This is a genomic window from Paenibacillus sp. FSL H8-0317, from assembly GCF_045040685.1.
Taxonomy (GTDB): Bacteria; Bacillota; Bacilli; order Paenibacillales; family Paenibacillaceae; genus Paenibacillus.
Map to the genome: position 1 here is coordinate 4848882 of NZ_CP150294.1, position 17286 is coordinate 4866167.

General features: G+C 47.0%; 16 protein-coding genes. 3 read left to right on the forward strand and 13 right to left on the reverse strand.

Going from position 1 to position 17286, the window contains the following annotated elements; all coding sequences use genetic code 11:
• Positions 1-632: 632 nt before the first annotated feature.
• Together MHB43_RS21740 and MHB43_RS21745 are read left to right on the forward strand one after the other, a co-directional pair.
• Positions 633-1877, forward strand: coding sequence for a DNA polymerase IV (locus MHB43_RS21740; protein ID WP_339177784.1), 1245 nt, complete (start codon positions 633-635; stop codon positions 1875-1877).
• Complete coding sequence (locus tag MHB43_RS21745; RefSeq protein WP_405117970.1) at positions 1874-2215, forward strand: YolD-like family protein; 342 nt, start codon at positions 1874-1876, stop codon at positions 2213-2215. The genes MHB43_RS21740 and MHB43_RS21745 overlap by 4 nt, the downstream gene beginning before the upstream one ends.
• A 215-nt stretch (positions 2216-2430) precedes the next feature.
• Here MHB43_RS21745 and glsA read toward each other — a convergent pair whose 3' ends face one another.
• From glsA to MHB43_RS21790, 9 genes are all read right to left on the reverse strand, one after another.
• Entirely contained in the window at positions 2431-3372 is a 942-nt protein-coding gene (gene glsA, locus MHB43_RS21750) for a glutaminase A (RefSeq protein WP_405117971.1), read from the reverse strand.
• A gap of 56 nt (positions 3373-3428) precedes the next feature.
• Positions 3429-3911: a GNAT family N-acetyltransferase gene (locus tag MHB43_RS21755; RefSeq protein WP_405117972.1), complete on the reverse strand. Its 483-nt coding sequence runs from the start codon at positions 3909-3911 to the stop codon at positions 3429-3431.
• 261 nt (positions 3912-4172) lie between these two features.
• Positions 4173-5408 carry an OFA family MFS transporter gene (locus MHB43_RS21760; protein ID WP_036675050.1) on the reverse strand — a complete coding sequence of 412 codons (1236 nt, stop codon included), beginning with the start codon at positions 5406-5408 and terminating at the stop codon, positions 4173-4175.
• A 180-nt stretch (positions 5409-5588) separates the two neighbouring features.
• The gene (locus MHB43_RS21765) at positions 5589-6389 is read right to left on the reverse strand and encodes a LytR/AlgR family response regulator transcription factor (protein ID WP_405117973.1); all 801 of its coding nucleotides are present in this window, start codon (positions 6387-6389) and stop codon (positions 5589-5591) included.
• A 10-nt stretch (positions 6390-6399) separates the two neighbouring features.
• Positions 6400-8052 (reverse strand): LytS/YhcK type 5TM receptor domain-containing protein, encoded by a 1653-nt coding sequence (locus MHB43_RS21770; protein WP_405132458.1) that lies wholly within the window; start codon positions 8050-8052, stop codon positions 6400-6402.
• A 919-nt stretch (positions 8053-8971) separates the two neighbouring features.
• A complete protein-coding gene (locus MHB43_RS21775) occupies positions 8972-9259 on the reverse strand; it encodes a stage VI sporulation protein F (RefSeq protein WP_036614589.1) in 288 nt (95 codons plus the stop codon).
• Positions 9260-9374: 115 nt separating this feature from the next.
• Positions 9375-11420, reverse strand: a complete 2046-nt coding sequence (gene recG / locus MHB43_RS21780; protein ID WP_339177792.1) for an ATP-dependent DNA helicase RecG — start codon at positions 11418-11420, stop codon at positions 9375-9377.
• A gap of 10 nt (positions 11421-11430) precedes the next feature.
• Positions 11431-12294: a DegV family protein gene (locus MHB43_RS21785; RefSeq protein ID WP_339177795.1), complete on the reverse strand. Its 864-nt coding sequence runs from the start codon at positions 12292-12294 to the stop codon at positions 11431-11433.
• 28 nt (positions 12295-12322) lie between these two features.
• Positions 12323-14134 carry a DAK2 domain-containing protein gene (locus MHB43_RS21790; protein ID WP_405117974.1) on the reverse strand — a complete coding sequence of 604 codons (1812 nt, stop codon included), beginning with the start codon at positions 14132-14134 and terminating at the stop codon, positions 12323-12325.
• A 637-nt stretch (positions 14135-14771) separates the two neighbouring features.
• On the opposite strand from MHB43_RS21790, the gene rpmB reads away from it, so the two are divergent.
• Positions 14772-14960, forward strand: coding sequence for a 50S ribosomal protein L28 (gene rpmB, locus MHB43_RS21795; protein WP_017687459.1), 189 nt, complete (start codon positions 14772-14774; stop codon positions 14958-14960).
• A 194-nt stretch (positions 14961-15154) separates the two neighbouring features.
• Here rpmB and spoVM read toward each other — a convergent pair whose 3' ends face one another.
• From spoVM to rsgA, 4 genes are all read right to left on the reverse strand, one after another.
• On the reverse strand, positions 15155-15235 hold the full coding sequence (gene spoVM, locus MHB43_RS21800) for a stage V sporulation protein SpoVM (RefSeq protein WP_019424875.1): 81 nt from the start codon (positions 15233-15235) through the stop codon (positions 15155-15157).
• A 167-nt stretch (positions 15236-15402) separates the two neighbouring features.
• Complete coding sequence (locus tag MHB43_RS21805; protein WP_221825304.1) at positions 15403-15654, reverse strand: hypothetical protein; 252 nt, start codon at positions 15652-15654, stop codon at positions 15403-15405.
• A gap of 3 nt (positions 15655-15657) precedes the next feature.
• The gene (gene rpe, locus MHB43_RS21810; protein ID WP_017687456.1) at positions 15658-16317 is read right to left on the reverse strand and encodes a ribulose-phosphate 3-epimerase; all 660 of its coding nucleotides are present in this window, start codon (positions 16315-16317) and stop codon (positions 15658-15660) included.
• A 1-nt stretch (position 16318) separates the two neighbouring features.
• Positions 16319-17227 carry a ribosome small subunit-dependent GTPase A gene (rsgA, locus tag MHB43_RS21815; protein WP_047843681.1) on the reverse strand — a complete coding sequence of 303 codons (909 nt, stop codon included), beginning with the start codon at positions 17225-17227 and terminating at the stop codon, positions 16319-16321.
• Between the last annotated feature and the right edge of the window lie 59 nt (positions 17228-17286).

Here is a 17286-nt window from a genome sequence, read left to right on the forward strand (position 1 = left end):
CTCTGGGATACCTCTGATTCCCAAACACTAATAATTGCTCGAATTGCATGGATTAGATGCCTGCTGATCTTGCACTTCTGGAACCTTTATTGTTATGTGCAACGCGGGTACAGGCATCGTTTTACGTTTGAACACATACCCCATTAAACGCGAGTCATATGTTAAAGTTGCGGACCTTTTTACAGTATTAACCATAAAGATTACAAAATTGATACTATAGTCCGATAACGCATCAGCGATATTCCGCGTCACATCAAGGTTTTCTGAAAAATGCAGAAAACCAAAAAAGGACGTCAGTCCCCCTCTATAGGACTGTACCCATTTATAACCCTTTTACAAAAACCTAAATGAACGCCCGGTCATCACCCAGAGGTCACAGATCTCTCACATTAAATGTAAAAAAGCACATCTTATTTCCTAATTTCTGCCTCTAATATAGCTAATCCATAATTGTGTCCAATTTTCAAAATAATTCCGGTTGCCGCATTTCGAATTGTCAGATATGCTTATAAAACAAGAACACTTGTTCCATACTGTAAATAAACTGTTAATTATCGATGTTCAAATGAACAAATGAAGATAATGAATGCTTAACAGAAGAGCTTAGCATCACGGATAAGGAGAGAAGTCTTATGCCCCGCCAAGACAGACGTGTCATCATGCTGGCAGACTGCCAGTCATTCTATGCCAGTGTGGAGAAGTCTGCACATCCCGAATACAATGACCGCCCCCTCGTTGTTGCGGGAGATCCGGCTCGCCGTTCGGGTATTATTCTTGCGGCCTGCCCACTCGCCAAGTCCTATGGAATTACGACAGCAGAACGACTGGGCGAAGCGCTCGCCAAATGTCCGGATGTTGTTGTTGTTCGCCCCCGGATGGCCGAGTACATTCGGGTGTCCCTTCATATTACGCGTATCCTTCAGTCTTACACCGATCTGGTGGAACCCTATAGTATTGATGAACAGTTCCTCGATGTCACCGGAAGCCTGGATCTGTTTGGCAGTCCCGAGACGATTGCACGCAGCATTCAATCCAGAGTGATGGATGAGACGGGTGTATACATTCGGATCGGCATCAGTGATACCAAGGTTGTTAGCAAGATGGCCTGTGATCTGTACGCCAAGAAAGTCCCCGGGGGCATCTGCACGCTGCCTCGCAAAGATCTGCCTTCAACCATCTGGAAGAAGCCTGTGCGAGACATGTTCATGGTTGGTTCCCGCATGGCGCAGCATCTCTACAAGATGGGGGTCCATACGATCGGTGATCTGGCCCAGACCCCACTGTCCCGACTAAGAGAACGTTGGGGGGTGAATGGCGAGGTACTGTGGCGTATTGCCCGTGGTATCGACGATTCTCCGGTCAAACCCGGGACATATGCTCATCAGCAGCAGGGGATCGGACATCAGATGACGCTGCCCCGGGACTATGACTCCTGGGAAGATATCAAAGTGGTACTGCTTGAACTGGCGGAACTCGTCAGTCGACGTTCCCGGGACAAATCACTCATGGGCCATGTGGTCTCGGTTGGATGTCGCGGACAGGATTATGATCGGCCAACCGGTTTCTCCCGCCAGATGAAGGTGAATGAACCCACCAACATTACGGATGAAGTATATGATGCAGCCGCAGCTCTGTTCCTGCGCCATTGGGACGGATTACCCATCCGCCGTATCAGCGTGTCACTGACCGGACTTGTACCCGATTCCGAAGTACAGCTGTCCTGGTTTGATGACCGCGAACGTAAAAGAGAATTGGAACGTGCCACGGATGATATCAAGCGCAGGTACGGAGAAACCGCCATCATGCGGGCATCCTCCCTCTGCTCGTCCGCCCAAGCCCATGAACGTTCTCATAAAATTGGAGGTCATTATAAATGAGTAAAAAATTGCAGCAAAACGGTATCTTCGAATCCTCACGCATGATGCTTCCCGAGCACCGGGAAGCCTACATTCTTCATCAGGAACAACTTGCTCCTCGTACCCGCCCATCCCTGGATGCCCAGGCCGCGGAAGAAATGTCCCGTTTGCTTAGCAACTCGTTGATGCTTGGAGATAAGGTCACTATTACGTTGTTTCACGAACATGACGATATCCGTTACACGGGGCAGGTGCTTCGGCTGGACCGCCCTGCCCGAACCCTCAGACTACTGATGGAAGATGGGTCCCGGAATATTCAGATGAACCTCATTACAGATGTGGCCCTAGCCGATGACTGAAGGGAGATATACTCACCCCGATGTTGTGGATATTCCATGATAGATGCAGCATCCCCGTTGCCATGCAGGACTGTCTTCCTACACTTCCAAGTGAATACCAAAAGTAGCCGACGAGACATATCCAGACCATTCACTTCGTTCTAAAGAAGCAAAATATCAGATACGTGATTCATCGGCTACATATAAGGGTAAAGCTTCTTTTTTCTGAAAAACTTTTAGAAAAAGCTCCAGTCAAATTCCTTCGACAGACGCTCGAGCAGATGCACGCCGGCAATACTGTTGCCTTTGCGGTTCAGAGCCGGGCCAACAAGACCTATGCCGAATTGTCCCGGTACAAGGGTCAGTATCCCTCCAGATACTCCACTTTTGGCGGGCAATCCGACCTCGATGGCAAATTCGCCTGATGCATTATACATACCACAGGTGGTCATGAAGGTTTTGGCAATCTGAACATAGCGACGAGGGATGAGTTCTTCTCCCGTAATTGGGTCTGTTCCATTATAGGCCAGAACGAGTGACATTCGAGACAGATCTGCACACGTCACTTCAATGGAGCAATGACGGAAATACACGTTAAGCACGTCTTCAACGTCATCCTTAATGACTCCGTTGTGCTTCAAAAAGTAGCCAAGTGAACGATTCATATGACCACTCTCCGATTCGGACTGGAATACCTCTTCGTTATAGCCCAGACGATCATTGTGTGCCAGTTTGCGGAAAAACTCCAGAATGCGCCGTGACTTCTCCTCCTTACAGTCTCCTCCAACAAGCGAGGACACCGTAATCGCACCCGCATTAATCAAGGGATTAAATGGAATACCGGGTTCGACTAGTTCAAGCTTAACCATCGAATCGTAATCGTCGCCTGTGGGTTCTTTTCCTACATTAAAGAAGACCGCTTCTTCTCCATGATCCATTAAAGCCAGAATAAGGGTAAATACTTTGGAGATACTTTGCATCGTAAATGGGACACCGCAATCCCCTGCCGACACATAGTTCCCTTCAGCGTCCATGATATGTATACCAAGCTCATCCTGAGAGGCTTTGACAAGCTCTGGAATATAAGAAGCCACCTTACCCTGCCCGGTGTGCAAACGACTGGTCTCCAGCCACTCCGGCAGCAATGCATTCAGACGTTCCATGGTTGAATTGCTCATATGTCATCTCCTCCACATCTCTATATAAACATCTGATTACCCTCAGAACAGTTCCTTTACCGCTTCATTTGAAGATTCAACTCCAAAATCTCGCCGGGGAGACCATCGTAATCGCCTGTCCAGGTGGATACAAAGTTCTGGCGGGTCAAGATCCGGCGGGAAGCAGCGTTACCCGGATCGATAACTGCATAGAGTGATCCCATCCCTGCGGCTTGTGCCTGTATAATCAACCGTGACGCTATGGATGTGCCTTGACCTTTGCCCCAATGTTCAGGCAGGATCATGTAACCTATCTCAGCCCTGGTCGGGTCCTCCTGATCCGGAATCAATTTGGCATACGCTACACCGGCCCCATCTTCACTGAATACCCGGTAATGTCCGCAAGTGGAACGCTCATTAAACTCCAGCATGGACTCGAATTGTGTTCTCGCCTCTTGCTCAGGTATTGCACGTTCTGTAATCTGTTTCATTACTTCCATATTGGAAACCAATGCATAATAATCATCAAAATCAGGTTGTGTGTATTTAATGAACTTCATGATATGCCTCCTCTGGGGTACATAACTTGGTCTTAGTCTTGATGAATTCACCTAGAGTATAACAGATGCGAATGATGGAATGCACACAAGGCACCACGCTTGCAGGCAGCCAGATGGTCCGATAGGCTAACAGTCCGGCAATCTGACAACTGTAGATACCAAAAAGCGGCCTCATCTGGAGACCGCTTTGTTTACTTTATTTTTTAATTTGCTTTTTAAGATGAAGAAATATTCTCTGTTCCGTACTTCCAGTGCATGTTGTTAGCTTGCCCGTGATGAAGGGTTAAGATTCATCTGTTTTTCACGTTGACGTGCACGACGACCTTCACCTGGAGGGGTGATGATCAGTGCGAGCAACAACGAGACAGCGCAGAGTACAGCAATCACGATGAAGGTTAAATGGAATCCGCCCAGCAGGGCGCTGATGAATGATCCAGCCAAAGCACCAAATCCAAATCCCTGATAGATGACACCATAGTTTTTGCTCTGATTTTTCAGTCCGAAGTAATCGGCCACAATCGCCGGGAATACCGTAATGTTACCGCCAAAGCAGAATGCAACGGCCGCCACACATGCGAAGAAGATCCCGAAGGTCAGTGGAACCAGACTAAGTGTCATGACCGCTACGGCTGTAACCAGCAGCGCACCAGCGATGACTTTCATTCGTCCTACTTTATCCGACAGCGCACCGAGAATAATACGTCCTGCCGTGTTAAAGATCGCAACCATGGCCACTGCGTTCGCAGCGGTAGCTACATCAAGACCTGCAAGCTGTACACCGATATCTTTGACAATACCGATCAGATACAAACCGCTCATACACGCCGTGAAGAAAATAACAAACAGCATGTACGCTTCTTTTGTACGCAGCATCTCTTTCACCGTGTAATCATGACGTGCCACGACTTGTTTGGATCCTTCCTTGCTTGCCGGAGCCTGTTCACGAACAACCGCTTCACGGATCAGGAATGATCCCGCAACGACCAGAACCAGAACGATAATGCCCCAGTACATAAATGCCTGAGCAGGACCAACGGCACCAATCAATGCCGTGTTCACATATTTGAACAATAAACTACCAGTACCAAAGGCTCCGACCGAGATCCCCGAGATCAGACCTTTACGCTCCGGGAACCATTTGATCAGATTAGACAGCGACGTAATGTACGCCGTACCATCTGCAAAACCAACGACAAATCCAGCCAAAATGTACAGCAGTGTTAACGAGGTGACTTGGGAACTCAGAATAAGACCCAGCCCAAGCACAACCCCGGCTACACGGATCAGGCGCTGAAGACCCCAACGTTCCTGCAACCGGCCTGCAAACAATGTGGCAAATGCCAAAGCAAAACTGGTAATTGAAAAAGTTATCGCGACCGAGCTGACGTCCCATCCGAAACGATCAGACAACGGTTGATTAAATAAACTCCAAGTATAGATGGTTCCAAGACCCATTTGTACAATGATGGTCCCCAAAACAATAAGCCAGCGGTTCATTTTTGTAAGTGCAGATGTTGATTCAGGTGTTGATGAAACGGATGAAATTGTTGCTTTCATCGTGATCTCCCCTTTGCCGATGTCATATACATGAATGCGTTCACAAGCTAATCATACATGAAAGGGGATTCATCACACCGTTTTGAGCATGAGTTGCATCAGATGCGGAATGAAATGCTTCTAGATGCGCATGAGTTGCCTGAATTCTTTGACCTTCCCGCGACTCACGGGCACTTCAGCTTCCAAATCGCGCAGACGGAGCAGATACGTATTGTTAAACCAAGGTACAATTTCACGGATTTGCGACAGATTTACGACGTACGAACGGTGGCAGCGAAAGAACATATCCTGTGGCAGACGGCTGTGAAAATCCGATATGCTCACTGGCATGGTGAACTCCCCATTTTTGGTATATACCTTCGTCACTTTCTCTTGCGCTTCCGCATAGTAGATGTCTGCCGTATCCGTAACAATAATATTGTCATTCCGCAGCAGATTAATTCTTCTGTCTGTATGGGAATTCGTATCTCGTTCTCGTAACAGATCTCCCTGTGCAGCAGATCCGTCCACCATAGTAGCTGGTCCATCCTCAACATGTTGCTCCACCGGCGTATGATCACGTTTGAATGCGAGCTCCAGCTTATGGAGCATTGCAGCAATTCGTTTCTCGTCATACGGCTTCAGAATATAATCAAACGCCTCCAACTCAAAAGCTTCTGCTGCATGTTCCTTGTACGCCGTAGTAAATACAATATAGGGTTTAATTGCAAACTTCCCAATATGATGGGCCAGCATCATGCCATCCAGCGAGGGAATATTAATATCGAGGAAAATGACGTCAATTTCTTGTTCCTGCAAAAACTTCAGTACATCCAGCCCGTCTTCAAGGCGATCCACCACCTCAATCTGACTATGTTCCTGGATTAAATAATTCAATTCCTCACTTGCCAGAATCTCGTCTTCCACAATAAGAGCTCTCATTGATCCATCATCACCTTGTTACGACATCTCCTTTGGGCACATCAAATAAAATATCGGTTCCTTGTTCCAGCCTAGTAATGGTTACACCTTGTCCGTAAATAAGTTTGACCCGGCGATGCACATTATATAGCCCGATCTGGTTACCAGGCATACGGTCATGGTAGACACGTTCAATAATATCTGCACTGATGCCTGCTCCTGTATCACTGACACTGATTCGTACAAACTCCGGATAATCCTGTACCCGAATTCGAACAGTCCCGGGTCCTTTGACCTTGAGAATGCCATGAATAATTGCATTTTCGACGAGCGGTTGGATAACAAGACTCGGAATATGCACCGCGACCTCATCAATCTCATAGATCACATTAAGTCGACTGCCAAAGCGAGCTTTCTCAATCTCTACATAATTGCGGACCTGCTCCAGTTCCTTATGAATATCAATTAACTCATCCGACAGCTCCAGATTGTAACGCATGTACCCGGATAGATTCACAATCAACTCGCGCGCTCGATCCGGTTTGGTTCGGATGGACGATGCAATCGCATTTAGCGCATTAAATAGAAAATGAGGATGTATGGTCGTCTGCAATGCACGCAGCTCTGCTTTCTTGGCAGCAGCCTTGATCTCTTCTACCCGCGATACCTCCATCTGGGTCGAGATGATCTGCGATAGACCTACAGCCATCGTTTGTAATGGATACGTAATTTTGTACGCTTTGCGATAATAGATTTTGAGCGCACCTGTAATATCTCCTCGTTCTTTGAGCGGAATGATTAACAGCGAGTGGATATCGGGTGTTTTTTCATCAATGACATCATTACTGATCGTAATCTCCCCGCTAGATATCGTCTTCTTGGTCATCTCACTTATAATTTCATTACCAATATGATATCGTTCCTCACCAAATCCTACATAAGCCAGTACATTCCGGGTATCCGTAATTGCAACCGCATCAGCCTGAATATCCTCCTGAATAATTCGGCAGATCTTGCGCAGAGAATCCTCATCAATTGAACGGAAATACGGCAAGGTTTTGTTCGCAATCTCCAATGCAAGCTTCGCCTGACGGGCTGCAATCATTTCCTTTTCCCCTTCAACACTCTGCACCAAGAGCACAATCAGCCCAATGTTGACTTCACCCAGAATCATAGGCAGCGCAATCTGCGAGACAATATCGGCACCCAGTGGATCGGGATAGGAAAATAGCAGGATTAATAACATCGTCAGCGCTTCACAGATCATTCCGGCACCAATGCCGATAATCCATCGTTTAGGCTTGGGCGTGTACTTATGTATATATCCAGAGACCAGACCTGCCAGGATACTTGTGATTAGACACGGTATAGCTGTGACTCCATCCATATCGATCAAATACCGATGCACCCCAGATACAATACCCGTAATAATACCCACAGGCGCTCCGAACAAAATACCACCCGATAACACGGCGATGATCCGCACGTTCACCAGTGAACCTTCAACATTAATGCCCGTATATGTCCCGAAGATGGCAAAAGCACAGAATAACAAGGTAACCGCAATATATTCCTGCCACCTTAATTTCCCCTTTTGCAGAATCTGCCTAAATCTCGGCACCCTCGACAGAAAGAATAAAAATATAATCAACAGCGCCGCCCGTTCAAATAAACCCAGCAGCATCGTAAACATCTCCAATCGTACTTCCTCCACATCTATCTGAAAATAAAATACATACCGACATAGCCACGCCTTTTTGAGTAAAATCCAGGACATTAATCCAAAAGGCTCGTATGCAACAGTTTACCGCTCCACCTGAAGGAAAGCAAAGTCCATCCTGTGAAAATACATCAACTATATTGCACCAAGCACACCATAGTTCATCCCTTAACTTCTATGAAAATGTCCGACTCCAGAAAAACCTATGTTATAATCAGTTGTCATGTTATTCCAATTATTGATGAATTTAATCACAGAAAGGTGTTCATGCATGCTTGCCATTCTACTCCTGGGTTCACTTCTACTTTTTAGCCTAATATGGCTTACCCTATATGCTGTCTCCAGACGATCCAATAACCCTGATCGCTCAACAAGACTTGTCCTGCAAATTATTATATTTATCTCAATCTTGGTCTTACTTGTGCAAGACTACATACTCAAAGAATCCCCTTCCAATAGCACTATAATTGTAGTTCTACTCATAACTTTAATATTCATCAGCTCTTTCCAGGATAAAAGTAAAAATGTAGCGGATGAAAATACATAAACACCATTTAAAGCCCAACTAAAACGATCTTCATCCCTACCTCCACCAAAAAAAGGGTGTTCCATTAGTCAGATGACTTAATGGAACACCCTTCTTTACATTACCACACCAACTTGAGTGTAATTTGGCTTTTCTAAAGTACTTTCGTTTACACAACAACAGAGAGGGCAGAACCAATCTGAAGAAGCGAAGCGTGCGCCTTTATCCCCGGATTTTACCCTTTAGAAAAGGGAATCAAAAAAATCCGGGGATAACAGCGATCGAAAGATGGTACTGCACTCGTAGTGCCCCCGTGTAAACAACGCTCTTTATCCCACCCAACATTACATCGAATCCCTACCTAAACATCCCCCACAGCTTAATCAAATGAAACGTATTGTTTGGATCAATCTTCTGCGCGAGCACAAACGCAACAAACTGCTCCTCCTGCGCCGGAGAGAAATTCTCATTCATAATGACAGCGGAAGACTTAACCAACCTTCTGACCTTGGCCTTATCTTGCAGATCAGACTTGGTTACGCCATCAATCAACTTTTTGATACGCTCTTTGACAGCGGGATTTTTCATCTTTAATTTGATCCGCTCCACCAGCTGCGGACTAATTCCATATTGTTGGTAACCCAAAACGTATAGCACCTCCCAAAAGAATGAACTCACTTCTTATTCATATGTCGGGAGGGCTTGTACACTTGTCATTTTTTACAAAGGTAATACGAAAAACTCGCTATTATGGCATACATTAGTCAATCAGATCACCCTTGAATACTTGCTGTTGCTGCAGGAAATCACGCAGAGGTGCATAGTCCATAGAGGTCCAGAAGGTCGCATCCTCAATTAAGTGGGTCACGTCATCTCTGGCCTGTTCCAGCACAGCAAAATCGGCAACCATATCGGCAAGACGGAACTCAGGCAATCCGCTTTGTTTGGTACCAAAGAAATCACCCGGACCCCGGAGATCGAGGTCACGCCGGGATACCTCGAATCCATCCTCCGTTTCCGTCATAACCTTCATACGTTCCTGTCCGACCTCCGTCTTGGGATCAGCAATGAGTACACAATAGGAAGCATGCGCACCACGACCGACCCGACCACGAAGCTGATGCAGCTGGGAGAGACCGAAGCGGTCCGCGTCCATAATGACCATCAACGTGGCATTTGGCACATCGACCCCGACCTCGACAACGGTGGTGGAGACAAGCAACTGAATATCATTGCTGTAGAAGTATCGCATCATCTCTTCTTTCTCCAAGGCTGTCATCCGTCCATGCAGCAGACCTACACGATATTTTGGAAAGTTCTGCTGCATCTGCACATGCAGATCAATGGCATTCTGCACATCCAACTTCTCCGACTCTTCAATGAGCGGACAGATCAGATAAGCCTGACGCCCCTGATCCACTTCTCTGGAGATAAACCCGAGCACCCGCTCCATCATATCGTGTTTGACCCAATACGTGGAGATGGGAATCCGTCCTTTCGGACGCTCTGAGATCGTGGATACTTCAATATCCCCAAAAGCTGTAATGGCCAGTGTCCGGGGAATAGGCGTTGCCGTCATTGTTAACACATCCGGATTATATCCTTTGCGTCGTAAAACGCTGCGCTGATTCACCCCGAAGCGATGCTGCTCGTCCGTCACCACAAGACCCAGATCACGGAAGAAAACATCTTCCTGAATCAGGGCGTGTGTACCCACCACGATATCAATCATGCCCATTTGCAACGAGGCGATCAGATCTTTACGTTTGCGTCCATTTACACTGCCCGTTAACAGCCCTAAGGTTACCCCAAACGGTTCAAACAGCTTTTGCAGTGAGCGCATATGCTGCTCCGCCAGAATCTCTGTAGGCACCATCAGAGCCCCTTGGAAACCGGATCGAACAGTTGTGTATAGCGCAATTGCCGCAATAACCGTTTTACCCGATCCCACATCACCCTGCAATAAACGATTCATCGCATAGGGCGAACGCATATCATGCAGAATTTCAAGCTCCACCTTTTTCTGTGCATCTGTTAATTCAAAAGGTAAACTTCGTACAAACTCACGAATCGTCGTATTGTCCGTGGTATGCACTACACCATCCATGCGATTTCGGTTCAACGCACGATACGCCTGCATTTTCAACTGGAACAGAAACAGCTCTTCATACACCATCCGCTGTCTGGCCTGTTGACCTTCCCGGTTGTCCTGTGGACGATGAATTCCAGCAATCGCTTGTTTACGAGGCATCAAGCTATATTTCTTCATCAAGGACTGAGGCAGAATCTCAGGAATCATATCTCCGAATTGGATTAATCCCTGATTGATCGTTTTCCTCATCCATTGTTGCGTCAGCTTGCCGGTTACCGAGTATACAGGTTGCAGTGTACCTGAACGCCCATCCCCTTTATCGGGGAACTCCGAGTCAGTCACGGTCATCTGCATACGTTTTTGTTCCCATTTTCCCGTAATCACAATCTCCCGATTGGGCGTAAGCTGCTCTTTGAGGAAATGGCGATTGAACCACGTTGCTGTAATCATCCACTCTTCCGTCATGATCTTACAGGTCAGACGGGACTTTTTACCGTATCGTTGTAATACAGGAATACCCATCACCTGTCCCTGGACCGTAATCTTGTCCCCATCCTTCACTTCACTAAGGGAACGCAGACGATAATCCTCGTAACGGAACGGATAATATTCAAGCAGGTCTTTAACAGTAGAGATGCCAAAGGCGTGAAGCTCTCCCTCTTTGAGAGCACTCACGCCGTTAATTTGCTTAACTGATATTTCTTCCAATTTCATGTCTAATCCCTCATTCCGGAACAGGCCACATAAAGATCGCAATGACACCAGGTCCAACATGACTGCCTATTACGGCTCCAATATTGGTATAGATCACTTCATTCAGTGTAAAATGACCCCGCAGCTGTTCTGCACAAGCGATCGCTGATCCCGGGTCAGCGGTATGACCTACCGCCAGGTTAACCCGTTTGCCTGCAAGATCCTTCTGGAACAGCTCAATAATGCGTGCCATTGCTTTTTTATGACCTCTGACTTTCTCAACTGCGTAGATAACGCCTTCTTCATCAATAGACAGGATCGGCTTAATGTTAAGCAACGTTCCCAAAATGGCTGAAGCTTTGCCAATCCGACCGCCTTTTTGCAGATACTCAAGGGTATCCACGAGAAAGAACAATTTGCGAGATTGTTGCATCCCTTCAATGGCAGTAGTGATTTCGACTGCTGACTTGCCCTGTTCGGCAAGTTCAGCAGCCTGTACTACCATTAGACCGTATCCATACGATGCTGACTTCGAATCCAGCACGGTGATGTCACCCTCACGCTCCAGCAAAGACTTGCCAAGCATGGCCGATTGGTAGGTACCACTCATGCCGGATGACAGGTGGATCGATACAATCGGGCGTTCCGGGTTCTCATCAAGAAGTGTTTGGTACACATTCATGAAGTCAGTTGGAGATGGCTGTGAAGTTGTAGGCAACACAGATACCTTCTTCAACTTTTCGTAGAACTGTTCCGAAGTCAGATCAACGCCATCTGCATAGGTCTCTTCACCGAAAAGAACACGCAGCGGAACAATGTGAATTCCGTATTTGCGAATGAGTTCTTCGGGAATATCTGCCGTACTGTCTGTTACTATCGCAACCTTGTGGCTCATGACTCTCCTCCTCTTCGCTAGAGTGCTATTAGGACTCTACGGAGAACAAATAATAATATACAGGCTGTCCTCCAAGATGTACCTCTACCTCAGCATCAGGATACTGTTCTTCAAGCCATGCAGCGAGGGCAGCAGTAACCTCAGGGTCCGCTTCTTCCCCTTCAAGGATCGTCACCACTTCATCTCCACTCTCCATCATCTGTTTGAGCAGACCTTCACATGCTTGAAGCATGGTTTCATCCGTCGCTACAATTTTGGAGTTATGAATACCGATATAGTGCCCCAGCTTAATATCTAATTCATCATATTGCGTATCACGAACCGCATGAGTCACTTGACCGGACTGTACCCGGCTAATGGCCTCCAACATTTGATCACGGTTTGTTTCCGCAGACTCATCTTCCTGGAAAGCAAAGGCAGCAGCCATCCCCTGTGGAATGGTTTTGCTTGGAATAACCGTAACCCGGCGCTCATCTTCAAGCAGTTCACGAGCCTGCTCCGCAGCCAGTACAATATTCGAGTTATTCGGGAGTATAAACACCTGCTCCGCAGAAATGGAACGAACGGCTTTTACAAAATCCTCAGTACTCGGATTCATCGTCTGTCCACCGGACAGAACAACATCAACGCCAAGACTTTGGAAGATCTCTGCTATACCGTCACCGGAGGATACCGCAATAAAACCATACGGTGCCATCTCATCTGCAGGAAGCACAGCCTCTTCCATACTGCGCGCCGCCTCAGGTGGAATCTCTGCAAACAATTCAGGTGATGGAGCGATGTCCATGCCTGCTGTGAGGAGATCCCGATGCTGTTCACGCATATTAAGAATATGAATCTGTGTAATCTCCCCATAATGCAGCGCCAGGTTTAATACATCGCCTGGTGTCTTGGAATGGACATGAACTTTAATGACTTCATCATCGGCAATAATAATGATCGAATCTCCATTAACTGACAATGCTTTCCGGAATGCTTCGTCATCAAATGCCACTCCTGCGTTCTCTCCAAGCTCACGGTTAATGAAAAATTCCATATCATAAAGGAACTCAATATCTTCCGTTTCCAATCTCGCCTGAGCAGACAATGGCATCTCTGGTGCAATCACCTGCTGCTGTGCAGGCTTCTTGATATCCACTTCTGTCGGTGCAGCCGGTTTCAAAGCAAATGCTGCCAAGGATGGGGTTACTTCTTTGTTCAGCGAAGTATGACTCCCTCCGTCACTTTGCAGCAATACTTCCATAAAGCCCTCGTAGATATATACAAGCCCCTGACCACCTGAATCCACAACACCAACCTGTTTCAGTACAGGCAGTAATTCCGGAGTCATTGCCAGTGCTTCTTTTGCTTTTAACAAAACTTCATTCATTAATTCAGTAATATCATTCGTCCGTCTTGCGTAGTAGTTGGCATGTTTCGCCGCTTCCTTGGCTACGGTAAGAATGGTCCCTTCAACGGGCTTTACGACTGCTTTGTAAGCTGCGTCAACACCGTTCTGCAGGGCTGCTGCAAATTGGAGCGTATTCAGTTCCTCATAGGGAGCAGCTGAACGACTAAAACCACGGAACAATTGCGACAGAATAACACCTGAATTCCCCCGTGCGCCCATAAGCAGGCCTTTCGATAGAATACCGGCAGCTTCGCCGATGGAGGCAGAACTTTTTCTTTTAATCTCTGCGACTCCTGCACTCATTGTCAAATTCATGTTCGTTCCCGTGTCACCATCCGGCACAGGGAAAACATTCAGGGAATTGACGTGCTCTGCATGCTGTCCAAGTTGTTCCGCTCCGGCAAGTACCATTGCGGTGAAATCTGTTCCATTTAAAGAACGTATACTCAAGTGAGAATTCCCCTTCCTAGCTTGATACACGAACACCTTGCACCAAGATGTGTCTGGTCTGTTCATGCGCTAACGCGGACTGCGTTATTCTTCGTCCATACCTTGTCCGGCACAGGCATACAATACAACATGTCAGCCGGATTAACGGTCTGGGCGGCCGGACTACCAATATCCTGCACTCTCTGCACCCCTAACTTCGGGGCATACGGATATGCACCGGTATCAAGAGCCGGCATGAATGCCGCATGGAGACTGGTGCCAATGATGGAATGCCGCAGCTCACAGCGTTGCCAAAAAGCAGACCACCGACCTCTAAGTACGGTTTATTCTCCGACTTCCTCGCGGCAACAGCCTGTTCACCACTGTATTATGGACTACTCAACATTGTACTATATTAGACAGGAGAAATAAATAAAGTTTTTGGATCAGTTGACGAAGCTTTTTTAATTATGATATTATATTCAAGTATTGTTTTATGCAGGTTAAGTAATGGAAATGATCCGGTTCATGCCGGCTTAAACAACGCCATTAGCTACTGAAACCTGATCTTTATGATCAGGAAGAACAATTTAGCCCTTATGGAATGACTTTTCGTTTCTGAAGGCAACTGGTTATTTTAGGATAGGAGGTGTAATCTATGTCTCGCAAATGTTATGTGACAGGTAAGAAACCGGGCACCGGTAACCACGTATCCCACGCTAACAACCGTAACCGTCGTACTTGGGGCGTAAACGTTCAGAAGGTCCGCATTCTCGTTGACGGCAAACCAAAACGTGTATACGTAAGCACCCGTGCACTGAAAGCCGGTAAAGTGACTCGCGTATAATCACGCAAAGCTACTATAAATCGGGTAAGCAAAAAGCACCTTGTTCCTTGCAGGTGCTTTTTTGGTATTCAAAAAAAGGATTCTTGAATACGCTCATTAACATGTGAATGGCCGCCGCATGGCGCTTCGCAGGTACGAATTCCAGATAAGCCTGAGCCAAAGCGGCGGTATTCCCTGTTACCTTATCAATCGGATCAGTTCTTTTGAAACGTATTAAGTATCGCCTTTACAAACCCTCCCAAAAACTTCGGCAGTTTGAATGTGTAAAATTTCATAATTCACCCTCCCCATCATGCTCATGCGTCCGCCGTATCCTATGCTTCAGGCCTTCTTCACCTCAAACACGACAAAAAAGGCTACATGAGAAACCTGCTCATGTAACCATATTTATGCGGAACCTTCGATCCCTATTCCACAATGACAAGCCCGAAGATCAGTTCATTTACGTTTGGGAAGGAATATATTGATAGACAGCGATCATGAAAACACTCAGTACATAATACAGTATGCTGAATATGACAAAAGTAACCCGATGTCCGGTACGATCAAATTTGCGGAAATACATAATAACAACGCCTACCCCGATTAATGACGTAATGGCATTAAACGGGGATTGAATAACCGCAAACAAAGCAAGCACAAGTCCCGTCACGAGACTCGCAGCCATCGTCCACAGTGTCTCCTTGAAGGTCATAGATCAGCCTCCGTAGCTACGGCGAATTTCAGTAATCGCTGCAGCGCGATCCTCACGTCCAAATACGGCACTCCCAGCAACGAGCACATCTGCTCCAGCCTCCACTACAAGTGGAGCTGTATCGGCTGCAATCCCGCCATCTACTTCGATATGTACATCATGGCGTCCCTTTTCGTTCAACCAGGTACGAATCTGCTTGATTTTGTTCATGGTACCCGAGATAAATGCCTGTCCGCCAAAGCCAGGATTGACCGTCATAACAAGAACCATGTCCACATCATCCAGAACTTCGAGAATGGCAGACGCTGGCGTTCCTGGATTAAGGGCAACTCCTGCCTTCACTCCTTGCTCCTTAATGAGATGAATAACGCGGTGCAAATGCACACAAGCCTCAGCATGAACAGTAATTACCGCTGCACCCGCTTTGGCAAATTCCTCAACATAACGCTCCGGATTCTCAATCATCAAATGCACATCGAGCGGCAAGCTTGTATGTGGAGCAATTGCCTTCACAATAGCAGGTCCAAGTGTAATATTAGGGACGAAATGACCGTCCATAACGTCAACATGAATCCAGTCTCCTCCTGCAGCTTGGGCTTCTGCAACTTCCGCACCAAGGCGGGCAAAATCAGCTGATAATATCGATGGGGCAATTTTAATCATGTTAATACCTCCGCTTCTTATCTTTCATTTCGGTCAGGAACAGCACATAGTGCTGATATCGGCTTTCGGAGATCAGACCTTCCTCTTTGGCCGCAAGCACACGACAGCCTGGTTCATGTGTATGGGTACAACCTCGGAATTTGCACTGATCTGCAAACTGGGCGAATTCCCGGAAACAAGTGGAGAGTTCCTCCACACCGATCTCCAGAAAGTCCAGTTGGCTGAATCCTGGCGTATCCGCAACAAATCCACCATTATCCAACGGAATAAGCTCCACGTGCCTGGTGGTGTGTTTCCCTCGCCCCAGACGCATGCTGATTGCATTTGTCTCCAGCGTCAGGCCCGGCATCAATGCATTTAACATCGAAGACTTGCCTACACCGGATTGTCCGGAGAATACGCTGATCTTACCAGCCAGACGATCTCTGAGCAATTCACTTCCTTCACCGGTACGTGAACTTGTGGAAATCACTTCATAACCAACCTGTTCATACAATGCTTTCACTTCAGCAACAGTGTCTTTGGATGGATCAGCCAAATCCAGTTTGGTCAAAACAATGAGTGCATCCAGCCCCGCCTGCTCGATGTGAACAAGGAACTTGTCCAACAGGTTCAGGTTCATATCCGGTTCCTTCACAGAGAACACGAGAACAGCCAAACTTACATTCGCTACAGGAGGACGGATAAGTTCCGTCTCACGCTTCCGAATTTCATCAACCGTTCCTTCTCCGTTCTCAGTCAACATGTAGCTGACGCGATCACCTACAAGCGGTGACGTTCCCCGCTTTCTGAAGATACCTCTGGCTCGACATTGAACGGCGGAACCTTCAACCGAAGGAACCCCGTTGTCTTCCACTGGCATGACATAATAGTAACCGCTTAGCGCTTTAACGATGATACCTTCTGGCATAGCTCCGTCGCCCTCCTTTAGATGGTGGTACATTTACTCCAGACGCCAGCATAAGCCGC

What these genes read in the sequence shown, in the direction of transcription:
- MHB43_RS21740 (WP_339177784.1), top strand. Translation starts at nt 633, where the DNA reads ATGCCCCGCCAAGACAGACGTGTCATCATGCTGGCAGACTGCCAGTCA.
- MHB43_RS21745 (WP_405117970.1), top strand. Translation starts at nt 1,874, where the DNA reads ATGAGTAAAAAATTGCAGCAAAACGGTATCTTCGAATCCTCACGCATG.
- glsA (WP_405117971.1), bottom strand. Translation starts at nt 3,372, where the DNA reads ATGAGCAATTCAACCATGGAACGTCTGAATGCATTGCTGCCGGAGTGG.
- MHB43_RS21755 (WP_405117972.1), bottom strand. Translation starts at nt 3,911, where the DNA reads ATGAAGTTCATTAAATACACACAACCTGATTTTGATGATTATTATGCA.
- MHB43_RS21760 (WP_036675050.1), bottom strand. Translation starts at nt 5,408, where the DNA reads ATGAACCGCTGGCTTATTGTTTTGGGGACCATCATTGTACAAATGGGT.
- MHB43_RS21765 (WP_405117973.1), bottom strand. Translation starts at nt 6,389, where the DNA reads ATGAGAGCTCTTATTGTGGAAGACGAGATTCTGGCAAGTGAGGAATTG.
- MHB43_RS21770 (WP_405132458.1), bottom strand. Translation starts at nt 8,052, where the DNA reads ATGCTGCTGGGTTTATTTGAACGGGCGGCGCTGTTGATTATATTTTTA.
- recG (WP_339177792.1), bottom strand. Translation starts at nt 11,420, where the DNA reads ATGAAATTGGAAGAAATATCAGTTAAGCAAATTAACGGCGTGAGTGCT.
- MHB43_RS21785 (WP_339177795.1), bottom strand. Translation starts at nt 12,294, where the DNA reads ATGAGCCACAAGGTTGCGATAGTAACAGACAGTACGGCAGATATTCCC.
- rpmB (WP_017687459.1), top strand. Translation starts at nt 14,772, where the DNA reads ATGTCTCGCAAATGTTATGTGACAGGTAAGAAACCGGGCACCGGTAAC.
- spoVM (WP_019424875.1), bottom strand. Translation starts at nt 15,235, where the DNA reads ATGAAATTTTACACATTCAAACTGCCGAAGTTTTTGGGAGGGTTTGTA.
- MHB43_RS21805 (WP_221825304.1), bottom strand. Translation starts at nt 15,654, where the DNA reads ATGACCTTCAAGGAGACACTGTGGACGATGGCTGCGAGTCTCGTGACG.
- rpe (WP_017687456.1), bottom strand. Translation starts at nt 16,317, where the DNA reads ATGATTAAAATTGCCCCATCGATATTATCAGCTGATTTTGCCCGCCTT.
- rsgA (WP_047843681.1), bottom strand. Translation starts at nt 17,227, where the DNA reads ATGCCAGAAGGTATCATCGTTAAAGCGCTAAGCGGTTACTATTATGTC.